Source organism: Pseudoalteromonas undina (assembly GCF_000238275.3).
GTDB lineage: Bacteria > Pseudomonadota > Gammaproteobacteria > Enterobacterales > Alteromonadaceae > Pseudoalteromonas > Pseudoalteromonas undina.
In genome coordinates this window covers 1,937,917-1,961,363 of the sequence record NZ_AHCF03000003.1, presented here as the reverse complement: position 1 = coordinate 1,961,363, position 23,447 = coordinate 1,937,917, and the positions used below count along the sequence as shown (strand labels likewise).

At 39.7% G+C, this 23,447-nt stretch carries 19 protein-coding genes; 7 read left to right on the top strand and 12 right to left on the bottom strand.

Annotated elements, in window-relative coordinates; translation table 11 throughout:
- The first annotated feature begins 52 nt into the window (after window positions 1-52).
- The gene (yegD, locus tag PUND_RS12660; protein ID WP_010391247.1) at window positions 53-1,417 is read left to right on the top strand and encodes a molecular chaperone; all 1,365 of its coding nucleotides are present in this window, start codon (window positions 53-55) and stop codon (window positions 1,415-1,417) included.
- Between the two features lie 4 nt (window positions 1,418-1,421).
- Here yegD and PUND_RS12655 read toward each other — a convergent pair whose 3' ends face one another.
- The 4 genes from PUND_RS12655 to PUND_RS12640 form a co-directional block, all read right to left on the bottom strand.
- Window positions 1,422-1,886: a methylglyoxal synthase gene (locus tag PUND_RS12655; protein ID WP_008464686.1), complete on the bottom strand. Its 465-nt coding sequence runs from the start codon at window positions 1,884-1,886 to the stop codon at window positions 1,422-1,424.
- A 15-nt stretch (window positions 1,887-1,901) separates the two neighbouring features.
- A complete protein-coding gene (locus PUND_RS12650; RefSeq protein WP_010391250.1) occupies window positions 1,902-2,534 on the bottom strand; it encodes a LysE family translocator in 633 nt (210 codons plus the stop codon).
- A gap of 145 nt (window positions 2,535-2,679) precedes the next feature.
- Entirely contained in the window at window positions 2,680-4,521 is a 1,842-nt protein-coding gene (locus tag PUND_RS12645) for a S8 family serine peptidase (RefSeq protein ID WP_010391251.1), read from the bottom strand.
- A gap of 226 nt (window positions 4,522-4,747) precedes the next feature.
- A complete protein-coding gene (locus PUND_RS12640; protein WP_010391252.1) occupies window positions 4,748-5,923 on the bottom strand; it encodes a multidrug effflux MFS transporter in 1,176 nt (391 codons plus the stop codon).
- A 184-nt stretch (window positions 5,924-6,107) separates the two neighbouring features.
- Between PUND_RS12640 and PUND_RS12635 the strand changes: the two genes are divergently transcribed.
- Window positions 6,108-6,581: a hotdog fold domain-containing protein gene (locus tag PUND_RS12635; RefSeq protein ID WP_008109556.1), complete on the top strand. Its 474-nt coding sequence runs from the start codon at window positions 6,108-6,110 to the stop codon at window positions 6,579-6,581.
- Between the two features lie 83 nt (window positions 6,582-6,664).
- Here the strand turns inward: PUND_RS12635 and PUND_RS12630 are convergent, their stop codons facing one another.
- From PUND_RS12630 to PUND_RS12610, 5 genes are all read right to left on the bottom strand, one after another.
- A complete protein-coding gene (locus tag PUND_RS12630; protein ID WP_008109555.1) occupies window positions 6,665-7,147 on the bottom strand; it encodes a bactofilin family protein in 483 nt (160 codons plus the stop codon).
- Window positions 7,137-8,300, bottom strand: coding sequence for a M23 family metallopeptidase (locus PUND_RS12625; RefSeq protein WP_010391254.1), 1,164 nt, complete (start codon window positions 8,298-8,300; stop codon window positions 7,137-7,139). Before PUND_RS12625 ends, PUND_RS12630 begins: the two co-directional genes overlap by 11 nt.
- A 143-nt stretch (window positions 8,301-8,443) precedes the next feature.
- Complete coding sequence (gene fahA / locus PUND_RS12620; RefSeq protein WP_010391256.1) at window positions 8,444-9,757, bottom strand: fumarylacetoacetase; 1,314 nt, start codon at window positions 9,755-9,757, stop codon at window positions 8,444-8,446.
- A 211-nt stretch (window positions 9,758-9,968) separates the two neighbouring features.
- Window positions 9,969-11,015 carry a 4-hydroxyphenylpyruvate dioxygenase gene (gene hppD / locus PUND_RS12615; protein WP_008109551.1) on the bottom strand — a complete coding sequence of 349 codons (1,047 nt, stop codon included), beginning with the start codon at window positions 11,013-11,015 and terminating at the stop codon, window positions 9,969-9,971.
- Between the two features lie 560 nt (window positions 11,016-11,575).
- The gene (locus tag PUND_RS12610) at window positions 11,576-13,075 is read right to left on the bottom strand and encodes a peptide MFS transporter (RefSeq protein WP_008109550.1); all 1,500 of its coding nucleotides are present in this window, start codon (window positions 13,073-13,075) and stop codon (window positions 11,576-11,578) included.
- A gap of 743 nt (window positions 13,076-13,818) precedes the next feature.
- On the opposite strand from PUND_RS12610, the gene tyrR reads away from it, so the two are divergent.
- Together tyrR and PUND_RS12600 are read left to right on the top strand one after the other, a co-directional pair.
- Entirely contained in the window at window positions 13,819-15,375 is a 1,557-nt protein-coding gene (tyrR, locus tag PUND_RS12605; protein ID WP_008109548.1) for a transcriptional regulator TyrR, read from the top strand.
- Window positions 15,376-15,487: 112 nt separating this feature from the next.
- Window positions 15,488-16,024, top strand: a complete 537-nt coding sequence (locus tag PUND_RS12600; protein WP_008109547.1) for a thioesterase family protein — start codon at window positions 15,488-15,490, stop codon at window positions 16,022-16,024.
- 52 nt (window positions 16,025-16,076) lie between these two features.
- Here the strand turns inward: PUND_RS12600 and PUND_RS12595 are convergent, their stop codons facing one another.
- Window positions 16,077-16,730 (bottom strand): OmpW/AlkL family protein, encoded by a 654-nt coding sequence (locus PUND_RS12595; RefSeq protein WP_010391257.1) that lies wholly within the window; start codon window positions 16,728-16,730, stop codon window positions 16,077-16,079.
- 273 nt (window positions 16,731-17,003) lie between these two features.
- Here PUND_RS12595 and PUND_RS12590 point away from each other — a divergent pair, with 273 nt between their 5' ends.
- On the top strand, window positions 17,004-18,422 hold the full coding sequence (locus tag PUND_RS12590; RefSeq protein WP_010391258.1) for an MATE family efflux transporter: 1,419 nt from the start codon (window positions 17,004-17,006) through the stop codon (window positions 18,420-18,422).
- Between the two features lie 71 nt (window positions 18,423-18,493).
- Window positions 18,494-19,684 (top strand): succinyl-diaminopimelate desuccinylase, encoded by a 1,191-nt coding sequence (gene dapE / locus PUND_RS12585; protein ID WP_010391259.1) that lies wholly within the window; start codon window positions 18,494-18,496, stop codon window positions 19,682-19,684.
- Window positions 19,685-19,751: 67 nt separating this feature from the next.
- On the opposite strand, the gene olsF is transcribed toward dapE, so the two are convergent.
- A complete protein-coding gene (gene olsF, locus PUND_RS12580; protein ID WP_010391261.1) occupies window positions 19,752-21,482 on the bottom strand; it encodes a bifunctional ornithine lipid synthase OlsF in 1,731 nt (576 codons plus the stop codon).
- Between the two features lie 159 nt (window positions 21,483-21,641).
- Here olsF and PUND_RS12575 point away from each other — a divergent pair, with 159 nt between their 5' ends.
- Window positions 21,642-22,562: a 2-hydroxyacid dehydrogenase gene (locus tag PUND_RS12575; protein WP_010391263.1), complete on the top strand. Its 921-nt coding sequence runs from the start codon at window positions 21,642-21,644 to the stop codon at window positions 22,560-22,562.
- Between the two features lie 257 nt (window positions 22,563-22,819).
- Here the strand turns inward: PUND_RS12575 and smrA are convergent, their stop codons facing one another.
- Window positions 22,820-23,401, bottom strand: coding sequence for a DNA endonuclease SmrA (smrA, locus tag PUND_RS12570; protein ID WP_010391266.1), 582 nt, complete (start codon window positions 23,399-23,401; stop codon window positions 22,820-22,822).
- Window positions 23,402-23,447: the final 46 nt, after the last annotated feature.

Here is a 23,447-nt window from a genome sequence, read left to right as displayed (position 1 = left end):
TTTTAGCAATTATGCTAAATTGCGCGGCCTTTTTAGTGATGTTTGGTGATCTATGTTCGTTGGTTTTGATTATGGTAGTTCTAATTGTGCTATGGGTGTTTTAAACGAAGAGCGTGTTCAGCTCATTCCTTTAGAGCAAGGCAAACATTATCTTCCATCAACGTTATACACACATCATAGTGCCTTAGTCGTTGATTTTGTAGCGCAGCACTTGCAGGGCTCAGAGCATGAGCATGGCTATAAAACCGCGCGCCAACCATTACTTAATACGCTTACGCGAATTAAATCAGACCTAGACCTACAAGCCGGCGACGAGACTCTATTCATCGGCCGAGAGGCGATTAGTGAATATGTGCAATTTCCTGAAGAAGGTTATTTTGTAAAATCCCCTAAATCATTTTTTGGCGCTACTGGTTTAAAGCAAGGACAAATTAATTTTTTTGAAGATATTGCCACTGCAATGATTTTAAAAATAAAACAACGTGCCGAATCATCGTTAGGGTATACGCTGAGCCAAACTGTTATTGGTCGCCCAGTGAATTTTCAAGCGGTTGGTGGTGAGCAGTCAAACCAACAAGCCGTGGGTATTTTAACACGCGCAGCAAACCGAGCCGGCTTTAAAGATGTGGAATTTTTATATGAACCACTTGCCGCTGGGATTGACTATGAAAGTGATTTAACGCAAGACCAAAAAGTGCTGGTAATAGATATTGGTGGTGGTACAAGTGACTGTTCATTTGTACAAATGGGGCCCAGCTTTAGAAATAAACAACAGCGAGATGCAGACTTTTTAGCACATAGCGGAAAGCGAGTAGGCGGTAATGATTTAGATATTGCTCTGAGCTATCATGGTTTAATGCCGTTACTTGGCTTAGGCAGTACTTTTAAATCGGGTTTACCATTACCTAATCAGGCATTTTGGCAAGCATGTAAAATTAACGATGTGAATTTACAAAGTCAGTTTTATAGTGCTCAGCATTATCGTGAACTGAGTGCACAGCTACGCGATGTGAGTGCGCCCGATTTATATAAACGGCTCATCCATTTACAGCAAAATAAGCAAGGTCATCAATTAGTTCAACAAGCTGAAGCGGCAAAAATTGCACTAAGCTCGTCTGAAAACTTTAATTGTGATTTAACATTTTTAGATTCATCACTTGATAAAGATATTTCTATTAATGAATTAGCATTAGCCGTTGACGATAGTATTAGCCAAATAGTGACATTAGCAAAACAGGCCATTGCAGATGCAAACACCACCCCAGATGTAATTTATTTAACGGGTGGTAGCGCGCAATCACCACTGATCAAAGCGGCTTTAAAAAACCACTTAGGTGACATTAAAATGGTTAACGGTGATCACTTTGGCAGTGTCACCGCTGGTCTGACTAAATGGGCGAGTATGCTTTATAAATAAGCTGTTATAAAGAGATTTGTCGGGTTGCGAGGTACTTTTCGTAATCTGGCAAAGAACGCTCAAACTCGGTGTCCATAAGGGGAGAGCTTAGTAACATATCAGCGCTTACTTCATTACAAGCAACAGGAATGTTCCACACTGCGGCTAATCGAAGCAATGCTTTTACATCGGGGTCGTGCGGCTGAGATGCCAGAGGATCCCAAAAAAAGATTAACACATGAATTTCATGTTCCGCTATTTTAGCACCAAGCTGCTGATCACCCCCCATAGGTCCACTGAGTAATTGCACGACATTCAAACCGGTGGTTTTTTCTATTAAATGTCCGGTTGTACCAGTGCCGTATAGCTTATGTTTACTTAGCATTGGAGTGTGTTTTTCACACCATAATTTTAACGCGGCTTTTTTTCCATCATGTGCAACAAGGGCTATGTTTTTCTTAGCTGGAAGAGATTGTATTTTTTGGTCCATGCTGATTCTTATTAGTTAGAGTAATAAATTGATAGCCAAGGCAATAAATACAATGCCTGTGAACCTATCTATCCAAAGTTGGCTATTAGGGTGACTTTTAAAAAACTGGGCTATTTTATCGCCGAAATAAATATACGTGCAGTCGATAGGAAAAGCAAAGATTGGATACAGTAGCCCAAAAAACGCCAGCTGAAAAGTTGCAGATGACAAGCTAGGGTCTACAAATTGTGGGATAAAAGCAATAAAAAACAAAGCCACCTTAGGATTTAGTACTTCGGTCATCATAGCTTGAAACATCACGTTTTTGTTTTTACTGGTGGTAACATGAGGCTTATCTTCTTGCTCGCAAATGGGGGGCTTAAAGGTGTCTTTAAGCATCATAAACCCTAAGTAACATAAATAGGCTGCACCTGCATATTGTACGCTGGCATAGGCAGTTTCAGAAGCTTTTAAAATAGCGCTTAAACCGACAACCGCAAAAAATGTATGTACTACGCCACCTAACGCAAAGCCAAAAGCACTCTGCATACCTGCTTTTCGCCCATTTGCAAAAGTTTGCGCCATTAAAAACGCGTTTGATGGCCCAGGCGCAACGGCCATTAAAAAGCTAGCGAGTAAAAATGAGAGCAAAAAGTCGGGGTTGATCATTAAATAGTACAAAAAAGAAGTGGTAAATGATTTTATCAAGCAATGAGGAAAATAAAAAGCGGGCATATTGCCCGCTAAGTTGATGATACTAAGTTCTTTTAAAACTAGTCGTTATGCTTTTAAACATAATGAAGTGCTAAATTTATTAAAAAATAACGGTGATATTATTTGAACACACCGTAGTGCTCAGCGCTTCACACACTTGATATGTATAGGTACCGCCACCCTTAGTATTAATGCTGTCGGTGTAGGCATTATTATTTGCAGTGGTAATGACTTTGTTACCATTGCGGTAGATATCAACTTGGCTTGTTGCCGCGCCATTCCAACTTAAATCAACAAATTTAGTGCCTTTTGATTTGTAACCTGAAGCGCTAAGAGGGATAGCATCTACGCCTGGCTCTGGATCAACACCACCAGTATCGCCACCCGCACAGCCGTTTGCTGTAAGGTAAGCATCAGCGTCAGCCGCTTTTACAATACCGTAGCCAAAGTAATCATCACGACCAGCAGCCCCTTGATCTTGCGCAGTTGCCTTTAACGCATCGCGAATTTCTGTGCCTGTACAGTCACTATGATTAGACCATACTAGCGCAGCAATACCTGAAACCGCAGGAGTTGCCATTGACGTTCCACTCATAAAGCCATAATCAGTTGCGCCAATATTAATTGTCACGTTTGTACTAGCGACTAATGCACTACGATCTTCAAATGCAGCGCCTACAGCGGGAATTGTAGTATCGTTGGTATCACCTAGTGTTGCGTATAACATGCCAGCTTCATTGTTGATAATAACCGCACCTACACCGCCTGAGTTTTCACAGTTAGCGACTTTGTCATAAAATGAAATAACGCCGCGGTCAATCATACATACTTTACCAGCCGCCGCTGGATCAACTGTTTCGCCAGTTCCCATAAAGTAGGTACTCGCAGTGATTTGACCTGCATTTTCCATTGCTGATGAATTATATGCTGTGCCATCAGCCGACATACTCGCTGCTGTTGCCATGCCCGCAGGGTAGGTCGATAGAGTATCAACACCACCAGCAGTTACTTCAACACAAATTGTTTCATCATTAGTTGCGCGTTTACCACGGCCAGATGAACAGCTTGGGAATTGTGAAAAGTCAGCAATTTGATTATCGGCATCATTAGCGCCGACCATCATCACCGATGAGTAGCCCGCAGGATAAGAACGTACGTTATTACCATCGTTACCCGCTGCAGCAACTACAAGGCCGCCAGCATTAGTAAAGTTAGCAAACGCATTTGACTCTGTACTGTTTGAGCCACCGCCCCCTAAGCTCATGCTAATAATATTTGCACCTGCTTGAGAACATAAATCAGCCGCTTGAGCTAAATCAGATGAGTAACCCCAACCCGCTTCGTTAAATACTTTAATAATGTGCATTGCCACACCCGGTGCCATACCCACAACACCGAGGTTATTATCTGCAGCACCAATCGTACCGGCGACATGCGTCCCGTGTGGACCGCCATTATCAAACCAATTTCCAGTACCGCTGTCGTTATCGCCAGTAATGTTACCCCAAACAAAATCAGGGTTTGAGCTATCTAAGCCTGAATCGATAACGCATACTTTCATGCCTGCATTGGCATCAAAAGTAACTTGATCAACCTGTGATTGATAAACCGCATATGGCGTAATTTGTTGCTGCATGGCATCACCTACATCATCGTTAAATAATGACATAGGAACGCGCTTATGATCTTCTTCAATGAGTTTAATATGCGGGTTGTTAAGCAGGCCTTTTAAGCTACTTAAATCTTGTCCAGTAAATTTGGCTGCAATGAATCCATTGCCATCTACTTTAATGTCACCACCTAGTTTTTTAGTCAGCGCTTTAACAACACCTTTTTTATTATTATCAACTTGGATGATGAAGCGATCGTTCGCAGCTTGGGCAGCACCTGTTGAACAAATACCAGTAAGAACTAATGCTAAGGCGAGTTTATTCTTTTTCATATTATATTATCCTAGAATTAATTGGTTAACTAATTGTTAACTTTAGCAGACAGTAAAATAATATAAAGCATAAAACAAGCTATTTTATCTACAAAAACAAAACTATTTAACTTTAAAATAGCCAGTATTAAACAAAAAATATACATTTGTATTTGAATTAGGGGCGGCTAATCAGGTAATACCTGAATTAGCCAAAATTGAAGAGTAATAGAAAACGCTTTAGCGCCTAAGCATATTTAGTATAACGAAATAGTAAGTAAGAAAAGGGAATTAATAATAAAAAGTGTGTGCCTATAAGCTCGGGTGTAGATAAGTTTAAATATTGAGTAATAAACACCAATAAACTTGCCCCACTCATTTGCATCGCTCCTAAAAGAGCTGAGGCGGTGCCAGCTTGCTTAGGGAACAGACTTAAAGCTCGTCCAGCGGCAGAGCCAAGTGTTAAAGCAAAACCAAAGGCAGCAATAAACATAGGGATCATTAATGCTAATGGGGTTTTATATTGGCTTAATACTAGCATCAGTAAGCCTGCACTCACTAACAACACAAGACCTGCTTTTAGTGCTCTTTTTGGTTGGCGTTTAATGTAAATAGGCATGATAAAGCTAGCAAGAATACTAAGCACTGCATTAAGCGAGAACCAAAAGGTAAAGTCGGCTACGCTGCCCCCTAATTCAGTAATAAGCCAACCAGGAGCCAATGTTACAAATACTAATATAGCCGACATAGTGACCATACATAGCAAGCTATTAAATAAAAATAACGGAGTTGAAATAATAGGGATAAAGCGCCTTAGATCTAAGATATGCCCCTGGTAATGGCTGTCTACTGGGCGTGTTTCTCTAAACAATAATAAGGTGACAATAAATCCTAATAATGCAAAACCAGTTAGAAATAGAAAGTTCATTTGCCAACCAAACTGCACGGTTAACCACGCACCTAAAATGGGTGCTAACGCTGGAATAAAGCACACGATCCCGTTTAGGTAGGTAATTATTTGGCCACTGCGTTCACTACCAAACTTATCTCTTACTATTGCAAAAGCAACAACAAAGGTGGCGCATGCGCCTAACCCTTGAATTGCACGAGCAAACATCAGTATTAAAAAGCTAGGAGCATAGTATGCACCTAATGCCGCCAGTCCATATAAAGTTACACCGGTTAAGGCTACCGGCTTACGTCCAAAACGATCAGCAAGAGGGCCTGCAATTAATTGCCCCAAACCAACAGTAAGCATAAAAATAGCCACCGTTTGTTGTACTTGTTTTTCGCTCACTGAAAATTGCTCTGCAATAGTAGGAAAGGCAGGTAAATAAATATCAATGCCCATAGGACAAAAAATGACGAGTAACGCTAAGATCAGTAATAAAATTAAGTTTGGTTTAGCGGGCTGTGTTTGCATCAGGTCTCCTTTTGTCGGTATTTTAAGTGGCGACTGATGAAAAAGAAAGGGCTTATGACCGATGCATCAGACATGTTACCTACTTTTAACTTTATTATGATTATTTTTGTTTAAGTATCACACTTCTTTAAACTGATCCGATGTGTTAATTTGCTTTTTAAGCAAAGACAATGGGAAAACAATAATGAGTAATGAGTCTGCATTAATAAAAACGTGGCATAAATTTAAAAAGCTGCCGTTTGGTAACTGGCTGTTTAGTAAAGCCGTATGTTTTAAAGCGCCTTACTTTGGCTCTATGAAACCTACTATTTTAGATTTAAAAGCAGGGCACTGTAGTGCTGTGGTTAAAAACACACGCCGTGTACACAATCACATTGGCACTATTCACGCTATCGCACAATGTAATTTGGCTGAGCTGTGTGCGGGGGTGATGGTTGATGCAACAGTACCTTATAAAACCCACCGTTGGATCCCTAAGGGAATGACAGTACAGTACCTGGCTAAGGTAGACACTGATGTTACCGCTATCGCTGAAATTGACTTGCCTCATCAATGGATTGATAAAGAAGATTTAGTCGTACCGGTAAAGCTTTACAATACGCGTAACGAACTGGTTTTTACCGCAGACATAACCATGTATATAACACAGAAAAAGTAAGAGTATAAGCCGCTAACGGGATTTTAAAGAGGTGATTAATGGTTTAGCCAACAGGCAGGCTAAACCATTATAAACTAATGTAGCTAGCTTTTAGCTGCAGGCTGCTTATTAACAAACGAAAGCCCGCTGTCTTCATTATCAACAATGGCTTTTACGTCGTGAGCTGGTTTTGGCTTATCTTTAGCATGCTCAATCACTTCTTTTTCAAAGCGCTGCTTTAAACTGCCTTCAATAATAGCACCTGCTTCTATGCTCAGGGTGTCATGAAATATATCGCCAAGTACATGAGCATTATTTTCGATCTTTACTTCACTTGCATTTAAAGAGCCGATGATTTTACCCTTAACAACGACACTGCTTGCCTCAACAACGCCTTCAACAACACCAGAGGTGCCAATCACTAAATGTTCGGCCTTAATGTCACCATCAATACGTCCGTCGAGTTGTACTTCACCTTGGCTTACCAAAGAGCCCGTTATACGCACATCATTAGAAATGATTGAGGGAGTGTGACTCACTCTCTTAATAGATGAGTCTGTTTTTGCTTGTTTATTTTTACCAAACACGAGAAAGCGCCTTTGTTATTTTTAGTGGATTGACATGCTTGTCGTCTATTAATACTTCATAGTGTAAATGAGTACTTGTACTTCTTCCGGTACTGCCCATTAAGCCAATGACATCGTGCTTTGTGACTAATTGACCTTTTTTAACATTAATTTTGTTTAAGTGACCAAAGCGCGTTACAACACCGTTTTTATGCTCTAACTCTATAAAGTTACCATAACCGCCATTACGGCCAGCTCGACGAACCGTGCCATCGGCAGGGGCAAAAATTTCTGTTTTATGCCACCCAGCTAAATCAATGCCTTTATGAAAAGCGCGCCTTTTATTCATTGGGTCTTTTCTAAGTCCAAAATTACTGGAAATATAATATTTTGCAGCAGGTAAGGGCAGGGTACTTGGCAACTCAGTTAAAAAGCTCTCTAGCTGGTTTAACAATAACAACTTATCTGCAATGACTAGAAAGTTACTAGGAATTTTACTTTCATCGAGTATATCTAGCGGGCCACCTTGCGCCGTTGTTTGCGTGCTTAACGCGAGATGTTGTGCCAGTGCATTTTCAAGACCCGTGCCTTTGAGTATTTCTATAATCGCATCATGGCGCTGATTAATCTGCGCAGCCAATAACGTGAAATTAGTATCGTACTGCTGATTTAGCATGATGTAGCGCTGCTCAAAACTGGTTAAACTGTTTTGTGCATGCTTATTTTGTGTTTTATCTTCTTCGAGCGGCTCATGAAATTCGCTTTCGTTCTCATTAATAGGAGAAGATTCAAGCTCACCCTCTAATTTTATTACATCTTTGCTGATAGAAGCTGGGAGTGATTCAATCATACCTTGAAGTAAAGCTTGTTTTTGTTCAAGTTCAGCTAACTGTTCTTGCTGCAATGCGTAGCGTTGTTGCTGTTGCTTTACTTTTTGTTGCCATTGTACTTGCTTATCAAGCTGAGTTTGCTCGATATGAGAAATTTGGTGTGTTTGCATATAAACACGGATACTCGAAACACTGATCCATGCAATAGCAATGAAAATAATAGCAAGCGCAGAAACCTGTAACCAAGGCGCCAAAACAACATGCTTTACTTCACCATTTTGGCGAATGAGCAGCTGACGAGCTGGGAAATGTTTATTAAAAAAAGACTTTATAAATACAGGCATGTCACATAAATACTGGCTATTAACGGATTCAAGATAGCAATTTGAACTAAAAAAGCCAGAAAAAAATTGTAACTTCGGCTTAATTAATAAAAAAGGGCTGCTTATTCAACAACCCTTTTTTACTAGTTTATTGATTTTATATATTATTTTGCTGGTAGTACGGTGCTCTCTACAAAGCCAAAGCCAATACGTGCAAAGCCTTCTTTTTCACACCAGCCACGCATTATAACGTTGTCGCCATCTTCCAAGAAGCTACGCTGCTCGCCGTTGCTTAAAGTAATCTTTTCTTTACCACCACGAGAAAGCTCAAGTAATGAACCCGCTTCTTCGTGAGTAGGCCCTGATTGCGTGCCAGAGCCCAGCATGTCGCCTGGCATAAAGTTACACCCGTTTACGGTATGGTGAGTTACCATTTGCGCTACAGTCCAGTATGAGTGCTTAAAGCTAGACTTAGACACTTGAGTTGGGTTGTAGCCTTCATCACGCATTTTTTGTGTTTGAATTTTAACATCCATTTGAATATCAAATGCACCTTGATCACGGTTAGCCGTTGATTCTAAGTACTCAAGTGGCTGCGGATCATTTTCATCACGCGTCCAGCTTGTTCTGTATGGTGCAAGTGCTTCGGTGGTAACAATCCATGGAGACACGGTTGATGCGAAATTTTTCGCTAAGAATGGACCAAGCGGTTGGTATTCCCATGCTTGTAAATCACGTGCTGACCAATCGTTGAAAACACAAAAGCCGAATACATGCTTTTCAGCATTTTCAATTGCGATTGCATCGCCTAGATCATTACCTTTACCTAGGTAAATACCTAGTTCCAGCTCGTAGTCAAGGCGCTTACATGGACCAAATGAAGGAACTTCTGCATCTGGCGCTTTAGTTTGTCCTTTAGGGCGATGAAACTGCTGTCCAGACACGCCAATAGACGATGAGCGACCATGATAACCAATCGGCACCCATTTGTAGTTTGGTAGTAATGGGTTATCGGGACGGAATAAACTTCCTACGGCAGTCGCATGATAAATTGATGTGTAAAAGTCAGTGTAATCGCCAATGCGACACGGTAGAGCAAATTCAATTTCGGTTTGTGGTATAAGCGCTTGTGCTAGTTGCTCTTGATGAGCAGAGCCTTCACGTAATGCCTTAGACAGTGCTAAACGAAGCGCAGACCAATATTGCTCACCTAATCCCATAAACTCGTTCAAAGTCGGGTTACTTGCAGATGCAACGGCTGTTTGGGCGTCACCTGAAAAAATACCGAGTTCATTTACTTTTGCTAAATCAATAACCTGATCGCCAATGGCAACAGCACCACGAAAAGCTTCATTGCTATTTTTGCGACGTACTTCTGCAAAAGGTAGGTTTTGAATAGGGAAGTCACATTGTGCATCATTTGCTGATGCTACCCAGCTAGTTAAATTTATATCATGGGTTTCGTTAATTAAACTCATTACATTTCCTTTGGTTTAGTTGGTCGCGCTTATCAGTATAAATATCAATTTATTAAATAAGAATATAGCACCCGTTAATTTCATCTATTACCTAGCTATATGGTGATGAAAAGCGCGATTTAAACACACAGAGAGATAGTTTTACCTCTCAATTACGATTAAACGACAAAAAGCAGCGAAATACGCTGCTTTTTAAAGTTATTTTATTTGCTTATAAAACGCCGCGACGTTCTTGATCTCGCTCGATTGATTCGAATAGCGCTTGGAAGTTACCTTCACCAAAGCCGCCATCATCAACTCGTTGAATCATTTCAATGAAGATAGGACCAAATAAGTTTTTAGAGAAAATTTGCAGTAAGTAGCAATCTTCGCTTTGGCTATCAACAAGGATTTGATGTTCACGGATTTTCTCTTTATCTTCTTTAACCCATGGAACACGGTCAAAAATAGTATCGTAGTACTCTGGAATAATATCTAAAGTAGCGATAGTCGATTTATCAAGCTTATCTAATGAGCTTACTAAGTCGTCAGTTAAGAACGCCAAATGCTGCACACCTGGGCCATTGTATTCACCTAGGTATTCATCAATTTGGTTATTGTCGTTACCTTTACCTTCATTGATTGGAATAGAGAAGGTACCGCATGGTGATTTTAATGCATATGAAAGCAGGGCTGTTTTTTGGCCTTTAATATCAAAGTAACGTACTTCGGTAAAACCAAACACGTCTTTGTAAAAGTTAGCCCATGTTTCCATAGTACCTTTATATACGTTGTTGGTTAGGTGGTCGATACGTAAGAAGCCTTTACTCTCAACTTTGTTTGGCTCGCTCAGATCTTCGAAATCATTATCGTAGATAGAGCCTTTATCTCCAAATTGTTCAATAAAGTAAATTAAGCTATCGCCAATGCCGTAAATAGCAGGGTATGGTAAGTCTTTATTAGCTGCATCAGTGGCAGGCTTAGCGCCACGCTTAACCGCTGCTTCAAATGCTGCTTGAGCGTTCTCTACACGCCAGCCCATAGAACAAATTGCTGGGCCGTGATTTTTAGCAAACTCAGCTGAAAAGCCGTCGCGTTCATTATTTAGTAAAAAATGAATATCGTTTTGGTTGTAATAAACAATGTCTTTACCTTTGAATTTTTTTAATTTTGAAAAACCAAAATCGGTAAACACTTTGTCCATGTAATCGGCATCGGGTGTTGCGTATTCAGTAAACTCAATACCAACCAAACCTAAAGGATTATTTACTTCACTCATTATAATTACTCCCGCAATTAAGCACTGCGATTATTAGTTATCGTATTGCCTGCATGATTAACCAGATTACTGCTTTGGGGAAGAGGGTGTTGTTATTTAGTAAATAGCGCGTGTGTAAATTTTACGGGACGGTTAGCAAAGTATGATATTTATTTACATACGTGCCGAGGTAAGTAAAAATTAGCTAGCTCGGATAATGTACGTATTTTTCATGTATGTTACTGAATTTATTTGTTTTAAATTTAATTGCCCATCTGTTTTTTTAGTTCTTTCATACTAAAAAAAGAGTGGTTTTTGTATTCTATTGTTTACACTCAACCTGAGCGTAGCTGCTCACAACATTAACAAAGCAATAGATATTGAGGGTTTGATTCATTAACTCCACTTACTCTGTAGTATTACGCTGTAACAACAAATTTAGTTAACCTGAACTCTGGCTAAGAGATCTATTATCCAGAGTTCAGGTTAGTTAGCCATAAAAATACCCCCTGCAGTTAGCTGCAGGGGGTATTTAATATCATTAGTCAAAGCGCATAATTACGCGTTGTGATTAATTTAAATTATTGTGCTGGTGCGGTTTGTTCTAAACCTTGTTTTTCCCATACCTTAGCTTTGAAGCTCATCAGTACTAAGATGATACCTACACCGATACTAAATAATGCAATTTGTAAGTAAAGGTTAGGAATTTCTGCAACATTGTTAGGATCAAAGTTACCAGCAAGTAATCCTGAAATTACGTTACCAATTGAGTATGTCAGTACAAATACACCCATCATTTGACCCGTATAGCGACGAGGAGATAATTTACTTACCGCACTCAATGCGACTGGGCTTAAACAAAGCTCACCCACTGTATGTAAAAAATACGTTGTAACCAGCCAGTAAGGAGCTACTTTTAAGCCTTCAGCTGCGTAATGTGCTGCCATAAACATAACTAAAAAGCCTGAAGCCATAATAACTAAGCCCAACGCACATTTTACGCTATAAGTAGGCGAAACCATTTTCTTAGATAAATTAATCCAAAGAGCGGCAAAAAATGGTGATAGGGCAATAATAAATAGCGAGTTTAAAGATTGGAACCAAGTCGTTGGAATTTCAAATGTGCCAATAAGACGGTCTGTGTAGTCACGAGCAAATAGGTTTAATGAAGAACCCGCTTGTTCAAAACCAGACCAAAAACACGCAGAAGCGACACAGACTAAAAATAGCGCCCACATTCTTTGCTTTTCAGCGTCGGTTAGTTTGCCTTTGAAATAAACAAGGCCAAAGTAAATGAAAAAGATAACAGTAAATACAACTGCTGTGTAACCTGCAACAATAGTCGGGTTAATAACTATAGCGCCTGTCATCGCAGCAGCAGTCACGCTGGCAACAACAATTACAAACGCAGCAATACCGCCCCAGGCGCGTGAAGCACCTTTAGGGCTTAATGGATTCGCAGGTAACGAGCTATGTTCTGGTAAGTTATTAAGTGTACGTTTGTATTGTATTAAACCAATAGCCATACCTACAGCAGCTGCACCAAATGCCCAGTGCCAACCTACGTTTTCCATAAAGTAACCACAAACGTAGTAACCAATTAAAGAACCTAAGTTAATACCCATGTAGTAAATAGCGTAACCACCGTCACGGCGTTCATCTTCGTCAGTATAAAGCTGACCAACCATGGCACTGATATTAGGTTTAAGTAAACCAGTACCCGTTGCGACAAAGATTAAACCAATGAAAAAAGAATATTCATGCGGAACGGCTAAAATAATGTGGCCACACATGATGATGATACCGCCGTACCATACTGCTTTTTGACCACCAAATAATCTATCTGCTAACCAGCCACCAGGTAAACCTAAAAAGTATACTGAACCTGTGTATAAGCCATAAATTGCAGCAGCAGAAGCAACGGTAAATCCTAAGCCTTCTTGTTGTAAACTTGCTGTCATAAATAATACGAGCATAGCTCGCATACCGTAGTAACTCATTCGTTCCCACATTTCTGTGAAAAACAGGGTTGAAAGTCCTTTAGGGTGACCAAACCAGCCACTGTCAGAATTTGAACTCATATTTACTTCCTAATTCATTATTGTTTTGATGACCTTGTGGTTTTTTATTTAGCTAAATTGTTACTTCTAAAAAGTATAATAAATGCTCGATCATCAGTGTTTTTATGCAGCTAAGGTAATGGTTTGCTAAACGCAGCTATACGTTTAGGTAAGAGTCACACCCTTATCCTAGTTACAATTGCGCTTAAGTATACATAGACCTTTGTACGAGGGGAAGCGTTGAGCGCGCTATCACACATCCGTTATGTAATTGTTAAATACCAACACCTAAAGTTCTAGTTGTTGCACTAAACACCTAAACTTATCAAAAAAGATATTTAACAACACAAGTAACATTGTCTTTGCAAAGCTATCTTTTATCCGGTTTTAAGTTTTATTGAAAAAATATAAAACCGCTTTATTTACGGGGGGTTACAAGCACCAAGTTATTCAACAATCGTTAACCTTTACTACTTTATTTTAATAATCACCGTTTAGATTAAACATGAGCAAATATTAGCGGATGCACAGCAATGATTAGCCCATTGGAGAATATAATTTATACAAAGTTAGTTTGGCTATATTTACATGTAATGACCCCGACTTTTAGTGAGCAGCCAAGATTAAATATTTTAAGTGCTTGAAAAAGCGCTCTAGGAAGTAAAAAAACATTTTTCGTCCAAATTTCTTTACAATAAACTATGCTGATAATCATAGTTAGCGTATTATTCACGCCAATTAGTTTTTTCCTTACCTGAGGGTGTATGCGTTTAGATATTCACTGTGCAGACCGAGTTGGTATTGCTCAAGAGATTCTTAATATTTTAGTTAGCTACAATGTTGACTTGAAAGGAATTGAAGTCGACTCAGTTAATTGCCGTATGTATGTGAGTTTTCCTGAAATTGAATTTGAACAATTTCAAAAAATTATGCCTTCAATTCGATTGATCGATGGTGTACATGATGTACGTACCACCGCGTTTTTACCTTCTGAACGTGAGCACAATGAATTAAACACCTTATTAAGAGCACTGCCAGATGGTGTTATATCTATTGATGCTAAAGGCTGGGTGCGTTTGTGTAACGACGCGGCGTGTAAAGACTTACAGCTAACAGAAAAAGAAGTCATTGGCGCCAATATCAATAATTTACTTAAAGGTTTTAATTTTACCCGTTGGTTAGAAGGCAAAGAAGTACTTGGGCAAACTACCCGTGTAGAAGTGGCAGGTGAAGACTTTATTGCCGATATTTTACCTATTGCTGTACCACAAGGCAGTGAGGGGGATGTGTTAGCGGGTGCGGTAATTAATATAAAATCGCAAAGCCGCCTAGGTCAGCAAGTGAGTGCGTTTAGACGCTATGGCCAAGAAAGCTTTGCGACAATTCACAATTTTAGTACGGCGATGCGTCGTGTTGTACGCGAAGCGCGTAAAATGGCGCAACTTGAAGCCCCTATTCTTATCACCGGTGAAACCGGCACAGGTAAAGAGTTATTAGCGCGAGCTTGTCACTATGCATCTAACCGCTCAGTAAAACCGTTTATTGCTTTATCGTGTGCCTCGTTACCAGATGATGTTGCTGAGTCAGAACTTTTTGGTTACGCCGGATATGAAGAAAATGCAGCGCCTAAACGCGGTGTACTTGAACAAGCGGATGGTGGAACAGTATTTTTAGATGAAGTGGGTGAAATGTCGACTCAGCTCCAAACTAAATTACTGCGCTTTTTACAAGACGGTACGTTTCGAAAAGTAGGCGACGAAAACGAAGTTAAAGTAAATGTTCGCATAGTTGCTGCTACCCAAAAAGATTTACCTGCAATGGTGCAAGAAGGCGTATTTAGAGAAGACTTATACTATCGCATTAATGTACTAACGTTAGAAATTGCACCACTGAGAGATCGTAAAGCCGATGTTGGCCCACTTGCTGAACACTTTATTCAAAAATATGCGCAGCAAAATGGCCATACTGTGCCTGAGCTATCTGAAGAATGTTTAACGTTTTTACAAGATTACCCATGGCCAGGTAATGTGCGCCAATTAGAAAATGCTATTTACCGTGCGGTATCGTTGTTAGAAGACAGTGAATTGCGAGTTGAGCATTTACAACTGCCGACCTTTACCCATGATTTAGGCTATTTAGAGTCTGATTTTGAGGGCTCGCTTGATCAAGCGGTTAAGCGTTTTGAAGCTACCTTATTGCGTAAGCTTTATCCAGCTTATCCAAGTTCACGTCAGTTAGCTAAGCGCTTAGGGCTAAGCCATACAGCGGTAGCTAATAAACTACGTGATTACGGTATTAATCGTAAAACGGTTAAAGTTTAAAGATAGATATTAAAACAACCTTTCTTAGTGATTGACCCCTTGGTGTAAAAATACCCTAGGGGATCAATTGCTATGATACACTCACAAAAAACAAACTGGTAAGACCTCTACTGTGAATTTATATTTTAGACTGCTACTATTATTTTTCAAAATTAAACGTAATCGTGATTATCAATCATTGTTAGACACGGTTGATATAGACTACAAAGCACTGCCAAGTGACTGTGATATTAATTTGCACTTAACTAATTCACGCTATTTAGCAATGATGGATTTATCGCGCACATGGATGACCGAGCGAGTTGGTTTACTAAAGCAAATAATGAAGCGTCGTTGGTTTCCTATTGTTAATGCAACCGCCATTACTTATATCCGTGATATTAAGCCTATGCAGCGCTTTACCATTAGTACCCGTTTAGTCGGCTGGGATCATAAATACTTTTATATTGAACAAAAATTTCATTCAGAGCGTGGCTTACATGCAATTGCCTATGTACGTGGCGTATTTAAAAGTAAAAAAGGGGTGGTAAGCGTTGAGCATATGCTGGAGGTTGCTGGTTTTGAAGGCGTAGCACCTATTTTACCGGCAGAAATAATTCATTGGAAAGAAATGCTTGAGCAAAAAAAAGTAAATAACTTACCTCGTTAATTACACGCAAAAAAAAGGCCTTACGGCCTTTTTAACACACACATAATCGTTATTAAAACGAGTATTTAAGACCAAACATAGCTACAACAGGGTCAAGTGACACGGTTGAAGTTAATGCTTTTGCGCCATTAGCATATACAGTCGCATCAGTATCTATATCCATGATAGATACCATAGCGTGTAGGCCCCATTTCTCATCAATCTTGTAGTTAGCACCTACTTGAGCAACAAAACCAAATGAATCATCTAGTTTTACTTCCACGTCGTCAGTATTTAAAGTTGCTTTAAGTGCTGCAGAAGGCTGCTCGTCAAAGAACGTCGTATAGTTAATACCTACACCAACAAATGGACGAAGTGCGTAGCTGCTGTCTAAAAAGTGGTATTGTGCAACCAGTGATGGTGGTAAATGTTTAATGTCGGCAATTTTATTACCAGCTAAACCGCCTGTACCTTCTACATCATGAGAGAATGGCGTTGCTGCAATAAGCTCTAACACCCATTGGTCGTTAAATGCATAATCTACAGTAATACCTAACTGAGTATTTGAATCACCTTTTAAACCAAGAGTAGGTGCTTCGTTAATCTTTGAGCCATCGTTATCAGGGTTAACATTAATTGCGCCAACATTAACGCTAAAGTTAGCGTGTGCTGCAGGAGAAAGAGCTAGTAAAGAAGTAAGTATTGCAATGCTTAGTTTAGTTTTCATGTTGTTCTCCGTGAACTACTGTGTGACTATTTGTTGATTGAGGCTATTATCGCTCGAGTTTAAAAATAAAAACCTGTTCTAGATCAAAGTTTCAAAAGCGTATAAGTAAAGAGCCTCTATTTATTGATTTAGATTAAACTTTTACTTACTTAGTGCTCAAAAATTATTGACTGATCACTTAAATACCGGCCGTAAACGAAGTATTCAGAATATAATCAGCTAGTTTTGTTAAACTAAGGCTATGTTCACGGTTTAATAAAAGTAAGCGGCCTCATGACTCCCTCTGGTCAACTATTTCTTCAAGGCTCTATTGCCAAAGCGCTATTAAAATTAGGCATTCCTATTGTCCTCATTAATATTTTGCAGTCTGCTTATCAGCTTACAGATGCTTTTTGGGTTGGCCGGTTAGGGGCTGCGCAAGTGGCTGCTGTATCGATTAGTATGCCTGTCACATTTTTAGTTATTGCGATAGGTTCAGGATTTGCTATGGCTGGGGCGATTTTATCGGCCCAATACATGGGGGCGGGACAACAAGATAAGGTCAACCATGTTGCCGCGCAAACGGTGTTAATGGTGACATTAGTTGCACTATTACTTGGGTTACTAGGCTATGCATTATCACCTTATTTTTTAACCTTACTGGGGGTTGAAGCGGCCGTATATAGTGATGCACTTAAGTTTATGCATGTATCTTTTATTGGCGTTATTTTTGTGTTTATTTATGCCATGTTTCAATCGCTGATGCGGGGTATAGGGCAAACGAAGGTGCCGTTAATTATAGTCAGCACAACCGTGTTACTTAATTTTATACTCGATCCGTTATTCATATTTGGCTATGGTCGTTTTGAGGGGCTTGGTGTGATGGGCGCTGCGCTAGCAACATTGGTTACACAGAGCTTAGCGGCGCTTGCGGGCATCATTATATTTTTACGTGGTCGCCATGGTATTCAATTACAGCTAAAAAGCTTTTACCCCGACTGGCACTATATTAAGCGCGCTTTTTTCTTGGGAGCGCCTGGCTCTATTGAATTATCGACACGTGCATTTGGTTTGATCATCATGTCATTTCTAGTTGCCAGCTTTGGTACTACGACAATTGCTGCTTATGGTGTTGGCTCTAATATTTTGCAAATGGTAATGATCCCCGCTATGGGCTTATCAATGGCGGTATCAACCTTGGTTGGGCAAAACATGGGGGCTGGTAATATCAAGCGGGCTGAGCAGATCACTAAACTTGCTAGTGTGTGGGGCTTGTTAGGGCTCTCATGTGTTGGCGCCATTGCATATTTATATGCAGATTCATTAGTTGCATTTTTTATTCCTGACGATAATGACGTTATTACTAAAGGCGCGCAATTTGTGCAAGTAATGTGCTTAAGTTGGGGTGGAATAGGGGTGCAACTTTGTATTGTTGCTGCTTTTCGTGCCTCAGGTAATATGCTCAATGCAATGGTTATCGCGTTATTATCACAATGTGTAGTGCAGTTCCCTGCCGCTTATATTCTTTCTAATCATACTGAGCTTGGCGATCAAGGCATTTGGTATTCTTTTGCAATTACTAACATAACCATCGCATTGATAGCATTTGCATGGTTTATGCGTGGCTCTTGGAAAAAAACCAAGTTAACTAAAGAAGATAAGCACATAGTGCAGGTTACACGAGAAACATTAATAGAAGAGGGCGCACGTTAGCTAGTAAATTCATAATGCGGTCATAAAAAGTCGTTGTAATAAATACACTGCTAAAACGAGGTGTGTTTATTATGACAAAAGCTATCAATACAAAAGCACAAGCGCCGTACTTAACTATTGCACAGTTAAAAACAGTGAGTCACTTACAAACTCTGATCCGATTTAAATCGATTACTCCTAATCCAGCTGGTGGCATTGAGTGGCTTGCGAACCACCTTACTGAGTTAGGCTTTAGTACAGAGCAATTTAGTTCTAATAATGTGACAAACTTAATTGCAAAAATAACCTTTGGGGCAGGCCCCGTGGTGGCATTTTCTGGCCATATTGATGTGGTACCCGCAACGCAAGGTGGCTGGTTAGCCGATCCGTTTGGTGGACACATAATTAACGATGCAATTTATGGGCGTGGTGCCGCCGATATGAAAGGAGGCATTGCCGCGATGCTTAGTGCAACGCAGACGTTAATAAACAGCGCGCAGCAAAAGCAGGGAACATTATTTTGGCTGATCACCTCAGATGAAGAAGGTGAGGCGGAGCATGGCTCTGTGTTGATTGCCAAGCGATTAGCACAACAGGGCGTTGTGCTTGATGGCTGTATTGTTGGTGAGCCAACCAGCCACCTGCAGGTAGGTGACACTATAAAAAATGGTCGACGTGGAGCCTTATCTGCGCGATTAGCTATTCAAGGAAAGGCTGGGCATGTAGCCTATCCTGAGAATACCATTAATGCTGCGCACATCAGTGCTGAAGTGGTCAATAGGCTCACACAAATAGACTGGCCTTTAGATGAACTTAGTTCAAAAACAACGCTGCAAGTCACCGGTATTAATATTGATAATGTGCTAGATAACCTCGTGCCAGCTCAGTGTGATATTACTTTTAATATTCGCTATAGCCATGGGTATAAAAGTAAACATGTTAAGCAACGTGTGTTTGCTGCACTGAAGGATTTCAGCGAGCATTTGGTTATACAGTGGGAGCGTCCATGTGAACCTTATTATACAAGCCATAATATTGAGAGTTGCTTACTCGCTCAGTTAGAGCAAGCAATTTTTAAAGTGACGGGGAATTACCCTTTATTAAGCACCAGTGGTGGGACGTCGGACGGACGATTTTTTGCACAGCAAAAAACACAAGTCATAGAGTGTGGGGTACGAAACCATAGTATTCATCAGGTTAATGAACATGTACCGATTTGCGACTTGTTAGAAATAGAAAAGATTTATACGCAATTACTCGATGGTATTTTTACTCAGCCTTGAAGTATTAATAACTATTAAAGCGCCGCTTAATGCCGCTTTAATAGTTATTCGATTAAGGGTTAACGCTTTAACTTGCTGATGCTGATTTATCAGTACCCAAGTAGCGCTTTGCTTTGCTTGGTTTTACTTTTTCAAGATCAACCAATACTAGGCCATCAATACAATTATTGAATTGTGGATCAATACTAAAGCTTAAAAATTTAACACCATTTGGTTCGCATAGCTCTGTATATTGTTTAAATAGTGTGGGTACATGCGTGCCCATGTTAGCGAGTATGTGTTTAAGCTCTACAAAATCTTCTTTTATATTATTACCCTCGAACAAGTTAGTGCACTGAGTTTGCTGATCAGGTGTGTGACGAAAAGCATTGTTAGGCGTTGCGAGTGATTTTTCACAGCCATAATAGTGCTGATAATAATGCACTAATAAAGACTTTGCCTGCTCAGGTAGTGCGTTTGACACACTCACCGCACCAAATAAGTAACGGTATTGGGGGTAGCGATTTATAAAAGCGCCAATACCATACCATAAGTAGTCGAGACTTTTTCTGCCCCAATATTTAGGTTGTACAAAGCTTCGGCCTAGCTCTATGCCTTGTTTAAAATAAGGAGTCATATCTTGGGTATAATTAAATAGGCTATCGGTATAAAGCCCACTTTGTGAGTGTTGTTCAATCACATCCTGTGCACAAGCTAATCGGTAAGCACCCACCAACTCTAGTGCATGTTCATCCCACAATACTAAGTGCTGATAGTGCATATCGTATTTATCTATGTCTCGGCGGTTTCCACTACCTTCACCTACAGCCCGAAAAGCGATTTCTCGTAAGCGGCCCAGTTCACGAAATAAGGGAGAGCTTCCTTGGTATTGGTACAAATAAATCACCATGCCATCACTGGTTTTACCTAAATGTTCGCAGCATTCTATGGCTTTTTTTAATTCTTTTTTACATTCAGGAGAGGCAATTGGAGCATGAGTTTTTAATGGTAGCGTTTTTTTTGTGGTTAAACGATATAGTTGCTTACGGATTAGCTCAACCACTTCTTTGTCTTTTAAGTCTGGGATTAAATAAGACTCAGGAGCAATGGAAGCGCCAATTTCAAACTCGAGTGATTTTTGACGTTGCTTAAACATTTCTTTTACCAGTAATAAGCTAGCCAGTGGTTTATAAAGCATTGATGCGCCGTAAAACAGCGGACTATTTCTGGCTTTAATATAGATAGGCAAAATAGGGCTGTTAGCCTTTTTAGCAATGCGTAAAAAGCCACTGTTCCATTTGCAGTCTTTTATACCCGTAGGACGAAGTCGAGAAACTTCACCGGCAGGGAAAATAAGTAACGCTCCTTCATTTTTTAAGTGCTGGTGGATATTACTCAGCTCTTGTTTTTTACTTTGCCCTGATAGGTTATCAACGGGTAGTAATAACGAATGCATGGCGTCAACGGTCATTAACATACGGTTAGCCACTACTTTTAAATCGGCTCTTACCGTTGATAACACATTAATTAATGCAAGCGCATCTAAGGAGCCGATAGGGTGGTTTGCAATAATGACAATTTTTCCTTCACTGGGAATATTTTCTATTTGCTTAGCTTTATAACGAGTTTCAAAATCAAGTTCATCAAGTACTTGCTCTACAAATTCTATTCCTTGAAGGTGGGGATAGGCAGTTGCAAAGTTTGTAAATTCTTGTTCATGTAATAAGTAGCTAAGACTTTTTTTTACCAGTTTTTTTATTTTAAATGAGTTAGTTAACTGTGGTAAATTGGTTGCTATTACTTTATCTACACTGATCATACGCACCTCTTTTTATACTAGGCTAAGGCCAATATGTTTAGCTTAGAGTGCGGATATGACAATACGCGGTCAGTTGTGTGACTTTTTAAAACCGTTTACTTACTATTGAATTAAATCATACCAGTACTATTATTTACGGTTACTTTTTAAGGAATCATCATGTCAGTTTTAGTCGCGATTACCGGTCGAGATAACACAAAATTAATTGCAAGAATGCAATCACAATTACCCAATATTCAAATTGAGCAGCTTGATGATTGCCAAGATTTTGCAAGTGTGGAATTTGTACTGGCTTGGAATGCGCCCGCGTCTTTATGGCCAAAGTTGATAAATTTGAAAGCGGTGTCATCGTTTGGTGCTGGGGTTGATAGTATCGATTTAAGTTTACTACCTGCACATGTTGAAGTAGTGCGCATTGTCGATAAACAGTTAGCCAACGACATGGCTGAATATGTTCTTACCCATGTATTAGCGCAAAAATTGCGATTAAAAGAATATTTTTTAAAACAACAGCAAAGTGAATGGAAACCCAAAAGAGCGCATAAACATAATCAAGTGAGTATTTTAGGGTTTGGCGAACTAGGTCAAGCATGTGCACATAGGCTGGTTAGTAACGCTTTTAAAGTCAATGCTTGGAGCAGAAGTCCTAAAACATCAACCATAGCAACACTCTACCATGGTGATCAGGGACTAAATGATACGTTAGTGAATACAGATTATTTAATCTGTCTACTGCCACTTACTAGTAATACCAAAGGTATTATTAATCAACAGTTGCTTAAGCAACTTCCTGAGCACGCAGTGTTAATTAATGTGGCCCGAGGTGAGCATGTTGTTGAAGCTGATTTGCTCGATGCGCTCAACAACGCACGTCTACGAGCAGCAACGCTTGATGTATTTGCCAGTGAGCCACTACCAAGCGAACACCCTTATTGGCAGCACCCAAATATTACTTTAACGCCGCATTGTGCTGCGTTGTCAGATCTAGATAGTGTTGTTGAACAAATAGCAGATAATATTTTGCGCTTAAAAGCGAGACAGCCATTAATTAATTGCATTAATAAGCAGCAAGGTTATTAGTTTAGAGTTGTTTGACTTTAAAGCATTAAAATTTGTTTAACTTTTAATAGAAACAGCTTGTTAACATTTGTAATTTTTATTATTGTTAAAAGCCGTTCTAACAATAATAATAAATAGGATGAATTATGAAACCCAGTCAAGGGGGCGCAAAAATCAGCATTGTGGTTGTATCTATCATTATATTAGGAATATCTGCTTGGTTTAACCAAGCCAATGCGACAGTGCTGCTCAACTAACTCTTATTACCACAGTAGGAATTAGCTACGCTTGCTGTGGATTTCTCGGTTTTGATGCTTCTTATCATCACTCTTCTTCAGTAAGACATACGTTGCACCACTTCCTCCATGCTGCCTGAGTGCAGTATGAAATGCTAAAACACAGGGAATAGTTTGCAACCACTGGTTTACGTAACTTTTTAAAATACCCGGTTTGGCTTTATTTTTAATTCCTATTCCATGACGAACAAGAACCATTCTTATATTGCGCTGGTGGCAATCTTTAATAAAGGCCTGCAACGAATCATGGGCATTTTTTAAAAGCTGCCCGTGTAAATCTAATGTCGCATCGAGCTGATATTTAGCTAGTCTTACGTTTTTAAAAACCGGGCTTTGCACGCCATCTCGTTTAAAGCTTAATATGGCGAGTGGGTCGAGCAATTCAAGTGGTTCATCTAACGGATTAAATTGTTCACTGTTTAAGTTTAATTGTGCAGCTTTGTTTTTTTCTTGCTGTGCGATACCCGTTTTATGGCTTTTAGATGGTAATGTCACGGTGTCGTGATTGATAGGGGTAACATCTTCCATAGAGGATAAGAATAAATCGAAATCTGACAACGGCATGGGCTTATCTCAAATTAGGCTAATACGAGATAAATTTTAACTTAGT